This window comes from Bifidobacterium asteroides, from assembly GCF_030758775.1.
Lineage (GTDB): Bacteria > Actinomycetota > Actinomycetes > Actinomycetales > Bifidobacteriaceae > Bombiscardovia > Bombiscardovia kimbladii.
This window is the reverse complement of sequence record NZ_CP132384.1, coordinates 2009253-2027369: the sequence shown is the minus strand read 5'-3', so window position 1 is coordinate 2027369 and position 18117 is coordinate 2009253. Positions and strand designations below refer to the sequence as shown.

Genomic DNA, 18117 nt, shown 5'->3' with positions numbered 1-18117 from the left:
CTGATTTACACTAAGTTCGGTGTCTCAAAATCAATGCCATTCGCTGTTTCGTCCTTGGTAAATTGCTGGGCACCGGGCTGTGCTGCTTCACAGTGATGTGGATAGTCGCATGGATTGACTGCAAATGCGTCCGAAAGGAACGTGGTATGTACAAATTATCTAAAGGATTGACCTCTCTGGTGGTCGCCTTTGCCGCGGTGGCGACGCTTGCCACTGGAGGGGTGCTGCCCGCGGCTGCTGCTGAGCATTCCAGTGCAAATGCAGAGATCGGGTATCCCCATTTCGGCGGTGTGGATAATCCGATTCCAGCTAGCGGACAGGCCTATGATCCCTCTTCTGGCTATCTTTCGAAAGTCTTTGATAAGGATCTTTCCCAGGGGGCAGGGACAGATACCAACCATGATTTTTGGATTGATCGTATTCTCACCAGAAAAGGCGACCAGCCGACAGGCAAGGGGACCAACGATGCCGGAACCTATACCTACGAGGGCGCAGATACGAACCAGTATCTATTTTCGCGTGGGCGAGCTGCATATATGCGTACTCATGAACCATCAGTATTCGGGTTTGGAGGCGAGGTAGCCTACAAGGACACGATCAGCAGCAAGGGCGCTTTTACCGTTGATTTTTATAAGGGACAGCAAAAGCTGACTGTTCACGAGGTTGCTGACAAGCGAAAGCAGACCCCCAGTTATTGGCGGGGCAGTTTTGAGACGAACGATCCGTCCTTATCCATGGAATTGGTCAAGTACATCACTAATGACAATGTTCTTGTAGCCCAGTACCGAATTATCAACAAGGGCGGAGCGAACGATGTGACCTTGCGTGCCACTTCGCCGCTGGCCAGCGGCGAAGACGGGGATGAGCTGACGGGAGTAGTTAAGACAAACCGCGATTTGACTACCGTCTATCCGCGCTTTTCGGGCAGTGGCATGCGTCCTGAGGACGGCCACCTTACCGCTGACCTGCACCTGTCCTCCAACAGTGAGCAGACGGGGAAAATCCAGCTTGGTTTGCTTGCCGAGGAGCTTCCTTCCTCCAAGCAAGAGTACGATCGTATTCGCTCTCAAACGCCTGAAGAGTCCTATAAGGCTCATGTCACCGCGTATAACAAATGGTGGGCGGATAATATCCCTTATATTGAAACGCCTGAGCCGAACATTGACAAGACGGTTTTCTACCGGTGGTGGCTCAGCCGTTTCAATTTCATCGATGCCAACATGCCGGGGAATACCTACCAGTTCCCTGCAGCCATTGAAGGAGTGCTTGGATACAACAATTCCATTGTGCTCACTACCTGCATGTTCATCAATGATTTGAAGTATCTTCGTGATCCCACATATGCTTATGGCTCTTGGGTAGCGGCTGGTGAGACATCCAAAAGTCGGCAATATGTTGATAATCCGGGCGGAACGAGCTGGAACAACAGCTACACGCAGTATATAACCGATGCAGCCTGGGAATCTTTCAAGGTGCATGGAGGTCCCGCCGACATTGCCGCGGCAATAGGAACCTATGGGCGCAATGATGTCAATGCGCTGATAGGGGCCAAGAATTCATCTTTCAATCGCAACGGCAACAAGCTTATCGACTGGGACTGGGCTTCCATGACCGGCAATGATTCTGATGCTGTCTCTTTCTTTGAGCACGAACGCGAACCTATGGACAGGGCCGAAAGCGCTTGGGTCTGGGCGAACGCCAAGGCCGCTTCGGAGGCATTTGCCACGGCGGGCAACAGTGAAGGCGCGGAGGCGATGTCGCGTACCGCAGATGAGATCCGCTCGCAGATTCTCGGGCAGCTTTGGAACCCGGATACCAAACTCATCCAGCATAAGTTCATCGGGGAACACAACGGACAATTCGCCAAGTGGAAAGAGAACAACAACTATTATCCATACGCAGCTGGTCTGATGCCGGCTCAGGGGGATGCTGACTACAAGGATGATTATGAAAGCGCTCTGAGATTGTTTGCCGATGCTGATGAGTTCCCCGTCTTTCCTTTCTATACCGCCAACCAGAAAGACGTGAAAGCCAGAGCCGAAGCCAACCCGGGGAAAACTTACTCCAACAATTTCTCCGTGATCAATTCTGTGCCCCTGTTCCGTATTTATGCCCAAGGCATTCGTCGGTATCATGCTTCTGACAAAGGTTATATCAGCAAGGAAATGTTCAAGAAGCTGCTGTATTGGAATGCCTTCGCACACTATCAAGGCGGCGATAACCGGTATCCTGATCAAAATGAATTCTGGAACACGGCGACTGCTGAACATGGCGGACGAATCGATTATCGGTCGTGGATCCATCACACCCAGCTTGGAACCACGAACTGGACTTTGATTGAGGATGTTGCAGGTCTGGTGCCAAGGCAGGATTCCACAATCGAGCTGAACCCTATAGCCATACCGAATTGGGACTATTTCACTGTCAACAATCTGAGCTACCACGGGCAGGATATGACAATCGTCTGGGATCGGGATGGCAGTCATTATCATGGGCCAGCTGGATTTTCCCTCTATCTTTCAGGGCGGAGAGTCATGACTTCGGACAAATTGACGCATGTCCTTTATGACGCGCATACGGGAAAGGCCAGGTTGGGGGATCAGGCAGATCCATCCGCGACCTTGGTCGTTCTCGACCGTGAATCCTTGGCAGAGGCCAAAAATGTCACCTATTCCGCTGATTCGCGTGTGACTGACATCTTTGCCAAGGCGGGCCGCAACATCGATCCCAGGGCAATTGACCGTAACGATCTGGCTCGTGGAGCTCAGGTCAAAGCCAGTTTTGAAGCTCCCAACCAGCCAGCGAGTGCCGCCGTGGACGGCAGCACCATCAACGAGCCCTTCTGGGGGACCTCTGGTTCGCCGAACGCTACCGATTCCCTAGAGGTGAGTTTGGCAGGGCAATCGACTGTCGATGAAATCCGTCTCTATTTTTATAAGACAGCGGCGAACTTTACTATTCAGGGATATGCGGAACCCACTATGTATCGGTTGGAGTATCAGGATGCAGCCGGTCAGTGGAAGCAAGTCGGGCAGCAATATCGATCGCCCAATGTGCCCGAGGCCAATTACAACCTGATCAGGTTCCCTGCAGTACAGACTGGAAAACTGAGGGTCACATTCACCCATGCACCTGGTGCACGTACTGGTTTGAAAGAGATTGAGGCTTACCATACGGGCATCCCTGCACCTACTGCGGAGAATCAGCCGCCTTCTGTGCAGGCCTATGTGTCGAAAGTCGGCTCGCAAGGTGCACAGCTATCAGGGGTCGTCAAGGACGATGGTATGCCCCTCGGTCGGCTTACGACGAATTGGACCCAGGTTTCCGGCCCAGGAAAGGCGACGTTCGCCGATCCCTCCTCGCCGACCACCACGGTCAAGTTCAATTTGGAAGGGGACTATGTCCTACGACTGACCGCATCGGATGGGCAGAAGGAGAGCCACGCAGATGTCCGGGTCCATGGAGTCCCGTCAGACGGCCTGTTCAATACAGCCCCTCAGGCCAAGGCTACAGCCAGTTACACCAATGGCTACCTCCCCAGCGGGAATGTCAAGGTAGTCAATGATGGCAATACCTCCAACGATAGCGGCACGCCTAATCTCAGCTGGAACAATTGGGGGGATCCACATACGGGAGAGGAGCCGTGGCTGCAGTTGCAGTGGCCTGGGCAAGTTCCTCTCAGCAAGGCCTCACTGTATTTCTGGACCGACAATGGCGGGGTGCCCATGGCTCGTTCGTGGAAGCTGCAATACCATGACGCGGCTTCCGGGAACTGGAAGGATGTCCAGCTGCGGTCCGGTTCGGTTTATGGTGTCAATAAGGATGGACCAAATACCGTGCTTTTTGACCAGGTCGATACCGATGGGATTCGAGCTGTATTCCCCAAGGGCGCCATTGTCGGAGTCAGTGAGTTCGAGGCCTATGCTGAGGATCCGTTGACTGTGCCTGACCTGGATTTGCCTACTGAAATCGGTCATGTGCCGCAGTTGCCGTCAAAGGTGGAAGTGGCCTATGGCGGAGGCTGGCGCAGGAATCTGACCGTGCTCTGGCCTCAGATAACGAAGGATATGGTGTCTTCAGAAGGAGAGTTCAAACTGACTGGCACTATAATTGGTGCCTCACAGAAATCGACAGCGACCGTATGGGTCCGATCTGACCTGCACAGTCCCTTTATCAACGGTATCGAACCAAGTGAGCAGACAGTGTATACGGGAAGCGATAGGACCCTTCTGCGTCTGCCTTCCACAGTTACAGGCATTTACAACAACGGCGTCCACAAAAGCGGACTGCCGGTGACTTGGGATGCTCAACAGGTGGTGGCCATTGATCTGCAGCGTCCTGGCGACTACTCGGTTGAAGGCACGGTGCCTGATGTTGCCGCAGGGACGCGAGCCAAGTTGACCGTTCATGTTGTAGATCGGTATCAGAAGGAAGTGGGATGGGTTGAAAAGTCCGCGACTTCATCGGTCAGCGCCGAAGCATCCTGGTCACCTGCACAAGGCAAGCTCAATGATGGCATAGTCGTCGATGGCACTTGGCCATCAGAGGATGATGCTGATGTCAATGCCAAAGTATGGGGATCCTGGGGAGCGGCGGTCGATGGAATGTACGCTGAATACGACTGGCCGCATAAAATCACCATCGACTCCAGCAGAGTGCAGTTCTGGGCTAATTTCCGTACTGTCAATGACAGCAAAGGTGGATTGGAAATTCCCAGGAATTGGAAGATCCAATATCTGGATGAGAATGGAAAATTCCAGGATGTAGAGCATGCCCGCTATACCACGGTGCGCAATGATCCTGCGCATCACGCCACCGACCATGGCGGTTGGAGCACTGCCGAATTTACCCCTGTATACACCGATAAGTTGCGCCTGGTTCTAGATCCTCATCAAGGCACTGGAACCTTTGGCGTTGCGGTAGCGGAATGGCAGGTGCACGCTCCGGACCAGGCAGAGAAAGTCGACAAGACTAATCTTGCAAATCTGGTCAAGGAAGCAGCTGCCATCCAGGAGGAAGACTACACGCCAGCGACCTGGGGTGACTTTAGCTCGGCTTTGAAAGGCGCTCGAACAGTGCTGGACGATGCAAAGGCTATGCAGAAAGATGTCGATGATGCGTTCAATAAGCTTGCAACGGCACAGCAGGCTTTGACGAAACGTGCAGATAAAGAGCATCTGACTGAGGCAATCAATCAGGCTGGCTCAATCAGACAGAGTGATTATACGGAGGACACAGTAGCTGCTCTTCGCACTGCTCTTGACAAGGCACGGGGTCTTCAGCTTGATCCGGAAGCGGGACAGGCTGCGGTCGATGCTGCCACAGCAACTTTGCAACAAGCTATCAAAGGTTTGAAGAGCAAAGCCTCGGTACGGCCTGCCGCTGATAAGCGAACGCTGCAAAAAGCCGTCAATGAGGCTGATACCTTGCAGGAGAAGGCTTATACCACTCAGTCCTGGCAGGAATTTTCCAAAGCGCTAAGTCGTGCCAAAGGTGTGTTGAACGATGAAAGCGCGACTCAAGATCAGGTGGATCGAGCTGTGTCCGATTTAATGCAGGCGCAGGCATCATTGCAAGCTCTGAATGCAGATGATCATGGCTCCGCGAAGGTTGATAAGAGCCGTCTTAAGGCGGTCCTCGACCAGGCAGGAAAGTTGCAGCCTATAGCAGGCTCTCCCGCACTGTCTGAGCGTCTGGCACGGGCTGTGGCAGGGGCACGAAAGGTGATGGCGGATCCTCATGCTACGCAGGCGCAGGTTGATGCAGCAATCAGCGAACTCGAAGGCTTGCTCCGTGAGGTAGCTGATTTTCAGAAGCAGACCGACGGGAAAAGTGGAACGCTGACCTCCACAGGTGTCGCCGTCCGTGTACTTACGCTGTCTGCAGCCGCCTTGCTATTGGCGGGAGCCGTGGCGATTCTGTGGAATCGAAGGAGGACAGAGCGATGAACCGCCCGCTGCCGGTATATCAATCCCGTACCCTACGGATGGATCACCTTGCATGTTCCAGTGAGATGAAGCATTCGGGCTAGGGGATCTGTGTCCCCGGCATAGCGGTGCCCCTATCCAGATGGTCAATACCATTTGGATAGGGGCATCCTTTGTTATAGAGGACGTGGCCTTTCTGTGAGGGCGTCCGCTATATCTGCTGCTTCAGCGGGCGGATTCGGCGCCGGACACGTCCATGTCCTTGAGACGCACGATCTTGGTGTGGTTGACGAACTTGAAGCCCAGGTAGAGGGCCAGGACCAGGACCACGCTGAAGTAGGTCATGGCCATGTGCGACCAGTTCAGGCTGAGCAGGGAGGGGATGTCCTGTCCGGCGATGACGATGACGCAGAGCACCATGGCCAGGACCGGGCCCAGCGGATAGAGCTTGGAGTGGTACTTGAGCTCGCTCAGGTCGTGCCCCTGGAGCTTGAAGGCCCTCCGGAAGCGGAAGTGGCTCAGGGCGATGCCGATCCAGGCGATGAAGCCAGTCAGCCCGGTAGCGGTCACCAGCCACATGTAGAAGGACTGGCCGAAGATGCTGGAGGCGAAGGTGGCCAGGGACATGCAGACCGTGGCTACCAGGGCCGCCAGGGGGATGCCCCTCTTGGTAGTCCTGGCGAAGATGGCCGGGGCATAGTGGTCCTTGGCCAGTCCGTAGAGCATGCGGCTGGAGGCGTAGGCCCCGGTGTTGACGGCCGAGAGGATGGATGTCAGCACCACCGCGTTCATGACGCTGGCCGCCGAGGCCAGGCCGGCCCGCTGGAAGACCAGGGTGAATGGCGACATGGCGATGTTCCCGTCAGAGGCTCCCAGGAGGTTGGGGCTGGTGTAGGGGATCAGGGCAGCGATAACGAAGATGGACAGCACATAGAAGAGCAGGATCCGCCAGAAGACGTCGTTGATGGCTTTGGGGACCGCCTTGCCGGGGTTCTCGGACTCGCCAGCGGTCACGCCTACCACCTCGGTGCCCTGGAAGGAATAGCCGGCGATCAGGAAGACGCTCATGATGGCCGGGAAGCCTCCCACGAAGGGGGCATCCTTGTAGGTGAAGTTCTTCAGGCCGACCGCCGGCTGGAACATGATTCCGCAGATCATGGCCATGCCGATGACCAGGAAGACAATGATGGTGGCCACCTTGATCAGTGAGAGCCAGAATTCGGTCTCCCCGAAAGCGGAGACCGTCAGGGCGTTGATCAGGAAGACGATGACCAGGACCAGCAGGCTCCAGATCCATCCCGGGGTGTGGGGCAGCCAGTACTGGATCAGCAGGGCGGCGGTGGAGATGTCCACGGCACCCGAGATGGTCCAGTTCAGCCAGTAGTCCCAGCCCATGGCAAAGCCCAGGGCCGGATCCACGTAGCGGGCGCTGTAGGCGGCGAAGGATCCCGACACCGGCAGGTGGGTGGCCAGCTCGCCCAGGCTGGTCATCAGGAAGTAGACCATGACGCCCATGGCTATGTAGGCCAGAAGTCCGCCGCCGGGGCCGGCTGTGGAAATGGTGGAGCCGGAGGTCATGAACAGGCCCGTGCCGATGCAGCCGCCCAGGGCGATCATGGAGATGTGGCGGGTCTTGAGGTTGCGCTTGACGCTGCCGTAGCCATGATGCTCTTGCCCGGCCCGGTCGGATTGATTGGTGTTCGACGCTGCATTGCTGGTGTTCCGCGTCATGATCCTCCTCCTTTTGGCTGGGCGACGCACCGGGGAGTCCGGGGTCGTACTGAAATTGCGATTCCTGATATGCCGGCTGGATGCCGGAACAGATTCATATGGCCGGGTCCTTGAGCCGGTCCTCGAACGCTTAGGGAGTCTATGCCATTGGTGTGGCTTTCCAGCTCCCATGGTCATAATGTGTCATGCTAGTTGACAAATCTTTCATAGCGATTCCGGATCCCCGCTCAAATCCATCTCCTTCAGGGGAACGATACGGGTATGGTATCGGATCTTGTAGCCCAGGTAGAGCGCAAGCACCAGGGGCACGCTGATGTAGGTGACGCCGATCTCCTGCCAGTTCCAGTTGACGAAGGCCTCGATGTTCTGCCCGCCGATGACGATGATGCACAGAATCAGGGCCAGGATGGGCCCCAGGGGGAAGAGCTTGGCATGGTAGCGCAGCTCCTCAACCCGGTGGCCCTGGACCACCCAGGCGCGGCGGAAGCGATAGTGGCTGAGTGCGATGCCGATCCAGACGATGAATCCGGTGAGCCCCGAGGCGGCCACCAGCCACATGTAGATCCGCTGGCCGAAGATGCTGGCGGCGAAGGTGGCCAGGGAGACCACGAGAGTGGCGACCAGCGAGGCCATGGGGATGCCATGACGGGTGGTGTGCCCGAAGAAGGCCGGGGCGTAATGGTCCTTGGCAAGGGCGTAGAGCATCCGGGTGGAGGCGTAGACCCCTGAATTGGCGGACGAGAGGACCGAGGTCAGGATGATGGCGTTCATGACGCTGGCTGCCGAGGCCAGGCCGGCCCGTTGGAAGACCATGGTGAAGGGCGACATGGCGATGTCCCCCTCGGCGGAGCTCAGCAGATTAGGGCTGGTGTAGGGGATCAGCGCAGCGATGACGAAGATGGACAAAATATAAAAGAGCAGGATCCTCCAGAAGACGTCATTGATGGCCTTGGGAACCGCCTTGCCGGGGTTTTCGGACTCGCCAGCCGTGACGCCGATCAGCTCGGTGCCCTGGAAGGAGAAGCCTGCAATCAAAAAGACGTTGAGGATGGCGGGGAATCCGCCCACAAAGGGGGCATCCTTGTAGGTGAAGTTGCCTAGGCCCACGGCCGGGCGAAACATGATTCCGCAGATCATGGCCAGACCGATGGCCAGGAAGACGATCACTGTCACTACCTTGATCAGGGAGAGCCAGAACTCGGTCTCGCCAAAGGTGGACACGGTCAGGGCGTTGATCAGGAAAATGACCACCAGGACCAGCAGGCTCCAGACCCATCCTGGGGTGTGGGGCAGCCAGTACTGGATCAGCAGGGCGGCGGTGGAGATGTCCACAGCCACGGTGATGGCCCAGTTCAGCCAGTAGTTCCAGCCCATGGCGAAGCCCAGTGCCGGATCCACATAGCGGGCATTGTAGGCGGCGAAGGAGCCGGAAGTGGGCAGGTGGGTGGCCAGTTCGCCCAGGCTGGTCATCAGGAAGTAGACCATGAGGCCCATGGCCGCGTAGGCCACCAGCGCGCCTCCCGGTCCGGCCTTGGCAATAGTGGAGCCGGAAGTCATGAACAGGCCGGTGCCGATGCAGCCGCCCAGGGCGATCATGGTGACGTGTCGGGTCTTGAGGTTGCGTTGGACCCGGTCGTCGGATGTGGAGGGGCTGACCTTTCCGCCCTGCCTGGTCGCCATGGCTGCTCTTCTCCTCGAACTGACCTGAGAGCCCTATGACGACGGTTCCGGCCAGTTCCGCTCAGGCGGAATCCAGGCGGGTTGCCTGTCTGTGACACTGCACATAGCGCTCCGCAACATCGGGTTGCGACAGTCCCGGACCTGTTCGACCCGGGCCCAACGGGTCGGATGGGCGGATCCGAACCGTTTCGGCCGGACATCCTTTCGCCGGGAATAGGCGACACCGCACTGTCTGATCCCGGTTACTGATAGGTTCGGCGACCTCTTCAGTGGCTTTGCAATTACGGGTAAGCATAGATGGATTCTCAGACAAGGCCGGATCGCTCGCCTATAGGGCATAGGGTGAAGTCGTCGAAAGCGCCGCTACCGCAAATCACTACTCTCGCTTAGAACGCATTGGATCCAATAGATCGATATCAATTGTGAACGAAGGTAATCAAATGAAAATCCCGTGGTTTAGCACTGCTTTGCTAAATCTACATTTCTTATAATTGAATTAATAAACTATCCTTGCAAATAAGTACTGCTATACTGAATGTGAACTTCGAGGTAAGACAATGATGTTTTTGTGAAGGGGTGAGTCTAGATGAGAACCAGCAACAAACGCATAATGGCGGCCATGGCTGCAGTCGCGGCCTTAAGCATGGCGCTGGCCGGGTGTGGTTCCTCCGGCGGATCCGATGCCAACAAGAGCGGTGACACCAAGTCGGGCGGCAAGGTCGAACTGACATACTTGCATCGTCTTCCTGACAAGCAGGGCATGACCATGGTCAAGGACACCGTGGCCAGGTGGAACAAGGATCACCCGAACATCCAGGTTAAGGCCACTAAGTTTAACGGCAGCCCCGGCGACCTGATCAAGAAGCTGGAGACCGACGTCAAGGCCGGCAATGCTCCCGATCTGGCCCAGGTGGGCTACGCTGAGCTGCCTGAGGTCTATACCAAGGGCATCGTCGAGGATGTCACCGCAGAGGCCGGCAAGTACTCCAAAGACTTTGCAGAGGGTCCCAACAAGCTCATGAGCGTGGACGGCAAGGTCTTCGGCCTGCCCCAGGATACCGGCCCCATGGTCTACTACTACAACAAGACTGAATTTGACAAGCTGGGCATTAAGGTCCCCACCACGGCCGAGGAATTCATCGAATCGGCCAAGAAGGCAGCCGCTCAGGGCAAGTACATCATGACCTACCAGCCCGATGGTGCAGGCATGGCCTTCTCCGCCCTGTCCGGCGCGTCATCTCCCTGGTACAAAATCAAGGACGGCAAGTGGGTTGTCGACGTTGATACGCCCGGTTCCAAGGCCACGGCCGACTTCTACCAGCAGCTGCTCGATGCCAAAGCGATGAACCTGACCCCCAGCACCGACCCCTCCTTCGCTGGCGCCTTCCATGACGGCTCCATCATCGGAACCATTGATGCCGCCTGGAATGCCCCGATCATGATGGACTGGATCGGTGATGCCGGCAAGGGCCAGTGGAGGGTCACCCAGATCGGCGACTGGTTCAAGAACGGCGAGAAGACCGGGCCCAACGGCGGTTCGGGCGTTGCAGCCATCAAGGGCACCAAGCACAAGGCAGAGGCTATGGAGTTCCTGGACTGGTTCAACACCCAGGTGCCTGATCTGACCTCTCAGGGTCTGATCGTCGCGGCTTCCACAGAGAAGGCCAAGACCCCCCAGTCCTGGACCGAGTTCTTCGGCGGGCAGGACGTGATGGCGGAGTTCGCCAAGGCCAACGCCAACATGGGCTCCTTCAACTACATGCCCGGATTCTCCGCGGTGAGCAGCGCTGTCGGCGAGGCTGCCGACAAGGCCGGCAAGGGTCAAGCCAAGGTTTCCGATGCCTTCGATGCGGCACAGAAGACCTCCCTTGCCACACTGAAGGATTATGGCCTTCCGATCGCCAAGGATTGATCGGTAACCGCTCTCCGGCGGATACAGCAGGGAGGCCTTCCCTGACAATCTCACCAGGTTGGGGAGCCCGGGTCTGTGGCCCGTGTTCCCCGCCTGCTGGAAGGTCGCTCGCCTTATAGGTTCCGAGAGGATGGGTTATTCACATGAGCCATCGAACAGCAGCTGAGGCAGGGGCGCAGAAGAAGGGGAGATCCGAGATCGTCAAACGCAACGAACGGACGGGTTGGGCATTCATGATGCCTTTCTGCATCCTCTTTGCGATTGTCTTCATCATCCCCATCGCCTATGCCGTCTATATGAGCTTCTTCCAGCAGGTGGCTTCGGGCGGCGGCGCCTACGGCGGGGGCGAGATGATCAATAAGTTCGTCGGGTTGGAGAACTTCCGATTTACAGTCACCTCCGCAGCCTTCTGGACCGGCATCGGCAGGGTCCTGATCTACACGGTCATCCAGGTCCCGGTCATGATCATCGCCGCCCTGGCCCTGGCCATGCTCCTGGATTCCTTCATCGTCAAGCATGTCACCCCCTATCGGTTGGGCTACTTCCTGCCCTATGCCATCCCGGGCGCGATCGCGGCCATCATCTGGGTATTCCTGTACAACGACCAGTTCTCGCCCATCGTCAAGGGCCTGGCAGCCATAGGAATCCACGTCAACTTCTTCGCATCCAACGCTCTGATCGCCTCCATGGCCAACATCACCACCTGGACCTTCACGGGCTACAACATGCTGATCTTCCTGGCAGCCCTCCAGGCCATCCCGCGTGACCTCTATGAGGCTGCCCGGATCGACGGAGCCAACGGTTTCCAGATCGCCATGAGGATCAAGCTCCCCAACGTCAGGGGGGCCGCCCTCCTGGCCATGCTCCTGTCCATCATCGGCAGCATCCAGCTCTTCAACGAGCCCCAGGTCATGCAGACCGTCGACAAGGGCATATCGAACTCCTACACCCCTATGATGATGGCCATGAACACGTCACGAGGCATCCTCACCCCCAAGGGTGACGGTCCGGCTTCAGCCATCGCCATTGTCATGGCGCTGATTGCCGGGGTCCTTGCCGCCCTCTACGCATACATCGAGAGGAAGGTGAACGAATCATGACCTCGGCCAATCCCGCACGCCTCGCAAAAAAGCAGGAGAAGCTCCTCAAGCAGAAGGCCGATGAACTGCCCCGCTCCATGAGGCCCACCAAGGTGGTCAAGATCACTACCATCGTGGTCCTGGTCTTCGCCCTGATCTACTTCCTCTTTCCCATTTATTGGGCCATCATCGCCTCTACCAAGTCGCCCTCCCAGCTGGTCAGCAGCAACGGCCTTTGGTTTGCGGTCGACCTGAAGAAGATTCCCCAGGCGGTGGCCACCAACTACTCGATTCTCCTGGGCTGGACCCATTCACAGTTCTGGCACTGGGTCTTCAATTCCTTGATCTACTCGGGGGTCTCCGCCCTGATTGGCACGGTGGTTTCGGTCATGGCCGGATATGGCACAGCCAAGTTCCAATTCCGGGGCAGGGGCGTCGTCATGACCATCGCCATGTCCGCCCTGCTGATGCCCTCGGCGCTGATGACCATCCCCCAGTACTCCATCTTCAACGCCCTGCATCTGAGCAACACCATGCTGGCAGTGATCATCCCCTGCTCGGTCTCGCCATTCGGTTTCTTCCTTGGAAGGGTATACGCCCAGAGTTCGGTCCCTACCGAGCTTCTGGAGGCGGCCAGGATCGACGGTGCTGGTGAGGCCAGGATCTTCTTCACGATTGTGCTGAGGATTCTTGCGCCCGCCATGGTCACGATCTTCCTCTTCCTCTTCGTGGCCACTTGGAACAACTTCCTCCTGCCGTTGATGATGCTCTCCAGCGAGAACCTCTTCCCGGTGACCCTTGGCCTCTATGGTCTGGTCTCTCTGCCGGTCTTTACCGATCGAGGGGCGCTGATGATGGGGTCCCTGCTGGGTGTTCTGCCGGTGATCATCCTCTTCTTCTGCCTGCAGCGGTTCTGGCAGGCTGGACTGACCGCCGGTTCGGTCAAGGAGTAAGGGTCCAAGGCTGCACACAGTTTTTCAGTCATTCCGTTACGAGATATTCCAAGGAGATTTGATTCGATGACCACGACCGGGCGCTTTACCCTGCCGGGCGAAGAGAACTTTGCCGAAAAGACCAAGGAACTGGCCAAGCTCTGGGGCGCGGATGCCATTCGTAACTCGGACGGCACCCGCTTGGACCAGGAGCTGCTGAACTTAGGGATGAAGGTGTACAGCGCCTACTTCCCTACTCGCGCCCACAACGAGTGGATCTGCAAGCACATGGATGAGACCCCACAGGTCTACCTCATGTCTGAGCGCATACTGGCCCACGAAGACCAAGTGCAGATTCCCTTGATGGACCGCTACTTCGACCAGCAGCTCAGGCCCAACAGGGATGCCGACCCCCACCGGTACTGGGAGGTCATTGACCGCACCGCCGGGAGGGTCCTGGACCAGTCGGAGTGGAGCCTGGATCCGGATCAGGACCTGGTTCGCGTGACCGGGGCCACCCCCATGCATGAGTACACGGCATCCTTCCTGGCCTACATCATCTGGGATCCTGTCGAAATGTACAACCACCTGACCAACAACTGGGGCGACAAGGAACACGAGATTCCCCTGGACATCTACCACCCTGCCACCCGAAAGTTCGTCATGGATGCCTATCGGCAGTGGCTGGATGAGAACCCGGCGACCGACGTGGTCCGGTTCACCACCTTCTTCTACCAGTTCACGCTGATCTTCGACCAGCTCCACCGGGAGAAGCTGGTGGACTGGTTCGGATATGCCTGTACGGTCTCCCCTCAGGCCTTGGATGACTTCGAGACCCGGTACGGTTACCGTCTTCGTCCAGAGGACTTCATCAACAAGGGCAGCTACAACTCCTCCTTCTGCATTCCTGGCAGGGCACAGCGCGATTGGATCGATTTCCTCTCGGATTTCGTGCGGGAGAATGTGAAGACCATGGTCGACATGACCCACCAGGCAGGCAAGGAAGCCATGATGTTCCTAGGAGACCAGTGGATCGGCACCGAGCCCTACAAGCCGGGCTTCGAGAAGCTGGGTCTGGATGCTGTGGTCGGATCCGTGGGCGACGGCACCACCCTGCGCATGATCTCCGATATTCCCGGGGTCCGCTACACCGAAGGTCGTTTTCTGCCTTACTTCTTCCCAGATACCTTCCATGAGGGCAACGATCCCAGCATCGAGGGGCTGGACAATTGGCGCAAGGCCCGTAGGGCCATCCTGCGCAGCCCCATATCGCGCATGGGCTACGGCGGCTACCCATCCCTGGCGGCCAAGTTCCCCAAGTTCGTTCAGACCGTGGCGAGCATCGCAGACGAGTTCCGCGATCTGCACGACAGGACCCAGGGGAGGGCGGCACAGGGCCAGCTCAATGTGGCGGTGCTGAATTCCTGGGGCGCCATGCGGTCCTGGATGGCCTACACAGTGGCGCACGCCCTGCCCAACAAGCAGACCTACTCCTACTACGGGGTTCTGGAGGCACTGTCGGGCATGAGGGTGAACGTCCGCTTCATCAGCTTCGGCGACATTCTGGCCCACGGCGTGGATCATGACCTGGATGTGATCATCACCGGTGGTCCAGCTGATACAGCCTTCAGTGGTGGCGGGGTCTGGAAGAGTCCTGCCCTGCTGGAGACCCTGCGAGCCTGGGTCGACGGGGGAGGGGCCCTGGTCGGCATAGGCCAGCCGACTGCTCTGGAAAGAGAAGGGCGCTTCTTCCAATTAGCCGACGTTTTCGGGGTTGATCAGGAGCGTTTCCACACCCTTTCGGTAGACAAGTACTTCCCGAAAGTCGCCAAGGAGCACTTCATCACCGCCGATCTGCCCGAGGACGACAAGGCGGACTTCGGAGAGCCCGTAGTGAACACCTACCCCATCAACGAGGATGTCACCCTGCTCAGGGCCGACCAGGGTCAGGTGCAGCTGGCGGTCAACCAGTATGGCATGGGCCGTGGGGTCTACCTTTCCGGGCTGCCCTATTCGGCCGTCAACGCCAGGCTTCTTGAACGGATCCTCTTCTACGCCAGTGGGCGACAGGATCGGTACGGGGACTGGAGCTGCACCAATCCTCATTGCGAGGTGGCCTACTTCCCGCAGGAGGGCGTCTACTGCGTCGTCAACAACACCGACTTGCCCCAGGAGACCAGCGTTCGTCAGGCGGACGGCCAGGTCAGAGACATTGCTCTGGAACCCAGCGCCATGGTCTGGCAGCAGGCATAAGGGCAGGTTCGGCAGGAAAGGGGCTATTATGACGACGGTTCAGGATCAGGAGCTGGCCGCGGTTGCTTCCCGCTACCCACTCGAAGGGCGTGTGGAGAGCATTGCGCCTTATGGCAACGGGCACATCAATCAGACTTATCTGATACAGACGGACAAGCGTCGTTACATTCTGCAGCGAATGAACACCTCGGTTTTCCCCGATACGGCCTCCCTGATGCGCAACATCGAGTTGGTGACCGAATTTCTGCGCTCGCAGGGTCAGGAGACCCTGGACATCATCCGCAATAGAGAGGGCAATACCTACTGCGAGCTGGCAAGTGGGGCCTGGCGGGTCTATGCCTTCATCGAGAACACGATCTCCTACGATCTGCTCCCTAGCCCAAATGTTTTCAAGGAAGCAGGCCAGGCTTTCGGACGATTCCAGAACTCCCTGGCGCTCTTCGATGCCTCTCAGCTGACCGAGACCATCGCCCACTTCCATGACACCCCCAAACGGTTCGAGACCTTCAAACAGGCTGTTCAGGAAGACATCAAAGGTAGGGCATCCACCTGTCGGACCGAGATCGACTGGTATATGGAACGTGCCGACCAGTACCCGGTCATCATGGAGGGGCTGGCCGATGGATCCATTCCACTCAGGGTCACCCATAATGACACCAAGCTCAACAACATCCTCATGGATGCCGCCACCGGTAAGGCCAGGGCCATCATCGACCTGGACACGATCATGCCTGGATCCATGCTCTTCGATTTCGGCGACTCCATCCGTTTCGGCGCTTCGACAGCCCTGGAGGATGAGCGGGATCTGGATAAGGTTCATTTCAACCCCGATCTTTACCGTGCCTATGCTCAAGGGTTCCTGGGAGCCGTGGCCGGCAAGGCTGTGGATCGGGAGCTGAGCCTCTTCCCGGCTTCCTGCAGGATTATGACCCTGGAGTGCGGCATGCGTTTTCTGACCGACTACCTTCAGGGCGACACCTATTTCGCCACCGCCTACCCGGAGCACAATCTGGTGCGGACCCATACCCAGATGCGCTTGGTCGAGGAGATGGAGGCTGACGATGCTCAAATGCAGGAGATGACCGCCCAGGTGGTCGAAGAGGTGAGGAGCTGATGCTGAATCGGGTTTACCGGAGCCTTGACGCTCTGATCGGGTACGCCTGTGCCTGTCTGGACCTGGACCCGTCCGATGTCGACTGGGCTCGCAATCAGATCCTGGCGCTTTTCTCCTTGGACTCCTACGATTCCGGGGATGGACCTGCTGATCCCGCCTCCGGTGGCGTCGATGAACTCCTGGAATCCTTTATACAGGCCTTGGTGGGTGCCGGACTTATGGCTCGGGATGATGCCCCCTCCATGGCAGATACGGTCATGGGAATCCTGTCCTCCAGGCCATCCCATCTGCAGCGGCGCTTCACGCAGGTGGAGGGAGCCCAGGGTGGTATGGCCGCCATGCACTGGTTCTACGACTATTGCGTCAAAAACACCTACATCAAAAAGTCCCGCCTGGATAGGAACCCTCGTTTCTCCTCCGGGGGCGTGGTGGTCACCATCAACCTGGCCAAGCCGGAATTCAAGGATATGAAGAAGGCTGCGGCTGGCAACAGCACCGCAGGCGGGTACCCCAAGTGCACCATCTGCCATGAAAATGAAGGCTTCGCCGGGCGTGACAAGCGCACATTGAGGACCATCCCTCTGACCTTGGGCGGGCATGACTGGTTCTGGCAGTTCTCGCCCTATGGGTACTTTCGTGAGCATGGCATCTGTGTCAACGCTGATCACACCCCCATGCACGTGGACAGGGACACCTTCGGGAACCTGCTGGATTTTGTGGACCGTTTTCCCGGCTACTTCCTAGGCTGCAACGCCGCCCTGCCCCGCATTGGCGGATCCGTTCTGGCCCATGACCACTATCAGGGCGGAGGAGAACGCCTGCCCATGCATCAGGCCGGGGCTTGGCGAACCCTGCACTTGGGCGGCCACTCTGATACCCCTATCGAGATTCTGGACTGGCCGGGGACCGTGGTCAGAGTGGTTTCGCCGTCACGGCAGGAGATCATCGAGGTCAGTGAGGCCGTCAGGCAGGCATGGGTGGATTACGACAACCCGGACCTAAACATCGCCAGCCAGGGGCCAGAAGGACGGCAATCAGCCCTTTCGCCCAGCCTGGTCAAGACCGACCGAGGCTACGAGATGAGCCTGATCCTGCGCAATAACGGTGTCAGTCCGGAGTTCCCAGATGGCATCTTCCACGTTCACCCGGAGTTCTATCCGGTCAAACAGGAACCCATCGGGCTGATCGAGGCCCAGGGGCTCTTCGTCCTGCCCGGAAGGCTGGTCGGCCAGCTTGCCTGCCTGGAAGAGGCCCTGGTGGCAGGTACCGGGCTTCCCGAACAAGTAGCCGACTTCAGCTTGGAGTATGGCGAAATTACCAAGACTCTGCAGGGTTCGCATGATCCGGACCAGGTCCATGAGGCCCTTAAGAGTGAGATCGGCAGTGTCTGCGCCCGGATCCTGGGCAACACCGCAGTCTTTAAGCGGCCCGAACAGACCGAGGAGTTCCTGCGGGGGCTGGGTTGCCGGTAGTGGCGTAGATGAATAAC

9 protein-coding genes and 1 riboswitch are annotated in these 18117 nt (G+C 57.7%); of the genes, 7 read left to right on the top strand and 2 right to left on the bottom strand.

The window, feature by feature from the left end; all coding sequences use genetic code 11:
* Nucleotides 1-146 precede the first annotated feature (146 nt).
* Nucleotides 147-5948, top strand: a complete 5802-nt coding sequence (locus RAM15_RS08295; RefSeq protein ID WP_306221514.1) for an Ig-like domain-containing protein — start codon at nt 147-149, stop codon at nt 5946-5948.
* 204 nt (nt 5949-6152) lie between these two features.
* On the opposite strand, the gene RAM15_RS08290 is transcribed toward RAM15_RS08295, so the two are convergent.
* Nucleotides 6153-7658, bottom strand: a complete 1506-nt coding sequence (locus tag RAM15_RS08290; protein WP_306221513.1) for an amino acid permease — start codon at nt 7656-7658, stop codon at nt 6153-6155.
* Between the two features lie 204 nt (nt 7659-7862).
* The gene (locus RAM15_RS08285) at nt 7863-9254 is read right to left on the bottom strand and encodes an amino acid permease (protein WP_372338686.1); all 1392 of its coding nucleotides are present in this window, start codon (nt 9252-9254) and stop codon (nt 7863-7865) included.
* Nucleotides 9255-9434: 180 nt separating this feature from the next.
* Nucleotides 9435-9613: riboswitch (Lysine riboswitch) on the bottom strand.
* A gap of 311 nt (nt 9614-9924) precedes the next feature.
* Between RAM15_RS08285 and RAM15_RS08280 the strand changes: the two genes are divergently transcribed.
* From RAM15_RS08280 to RAM15_RS08255, 6 genes are all read left to right on the top strand, one after another.
* A complete protein-coding gene (locus RAM15_RS08280; RefSeq protein ID WP_306221511.1) occupies nt 9925-11250 on the top strand; it encodes an ABC transporter substrate-binding protein in 1326 nt (441 codons plus the stop codon).
* A 143-nt stretch (nt 11251-11393) separates the two neighbouring features.
* Nucleotides 11394-12350 (top strand): carbohydrate ABC transporter permease, encoded by a 957-nt coding sequence (locus tag RAM15_RS08275; RefSeq protein ID WP_198199414.1) that lies wholly within the window; start codon nt 11394-11396, stop codon nt 12348-12350.
* A complete protein-coding gene (locus tag RAM15_RS08270; protein ID WP_198199416.1) occupies nt 12347-13282 on the top strand; it encodes a carbohydrate ABC transporter permease in 936 nt (311 codons plus the stop codon). Before RAM15_RS08275 ends, RAM15_RS08270 begins: the two co-directional genes overlap by 4 nt.
* Before the next feature lie 66 nt (nt 13283-13348).
* Nucleotides 13349-15514: a 1,3-beta-galactosyl-N-acetylhexosamine phosphorylase gene (gene gnpA / locus RAM15_RS08265; protein ID WP_306221510.1), complete on the top strand. Its 2166-nt coding sequence runs from the start codon at nt 13349-13351 to the stop codon at nt 15512-15514.
* A gap of 28 nt (nt 15515-15542) precedes the next feature.
* Entirely contained in the window at nt 15543-16628 is a 1086-nt protein-coding gene (locus tag RAM15_RS08260) for a phosphotransferase enzyme family protein (protein WP_306221509.1), read from the top strand.
* Nucleotides 16628-18100, top strand: a complete 1473-nt coding sequence (locus RAM15_RS08255) for a UDP-glucose--hexose-1-phosphate uridylyltransferase (protein ID WP_306221508.1) — start codon at nt 16628-16630, stop codon at nt 18098-18100. Before RAM15_RS08260 ends, RAM15_RS08255 begins: the two co-directional genes overlap by 1 nt.
* The last annotated feature ends 17 nt before the right edge of the window (nt 18101-18117 follow it).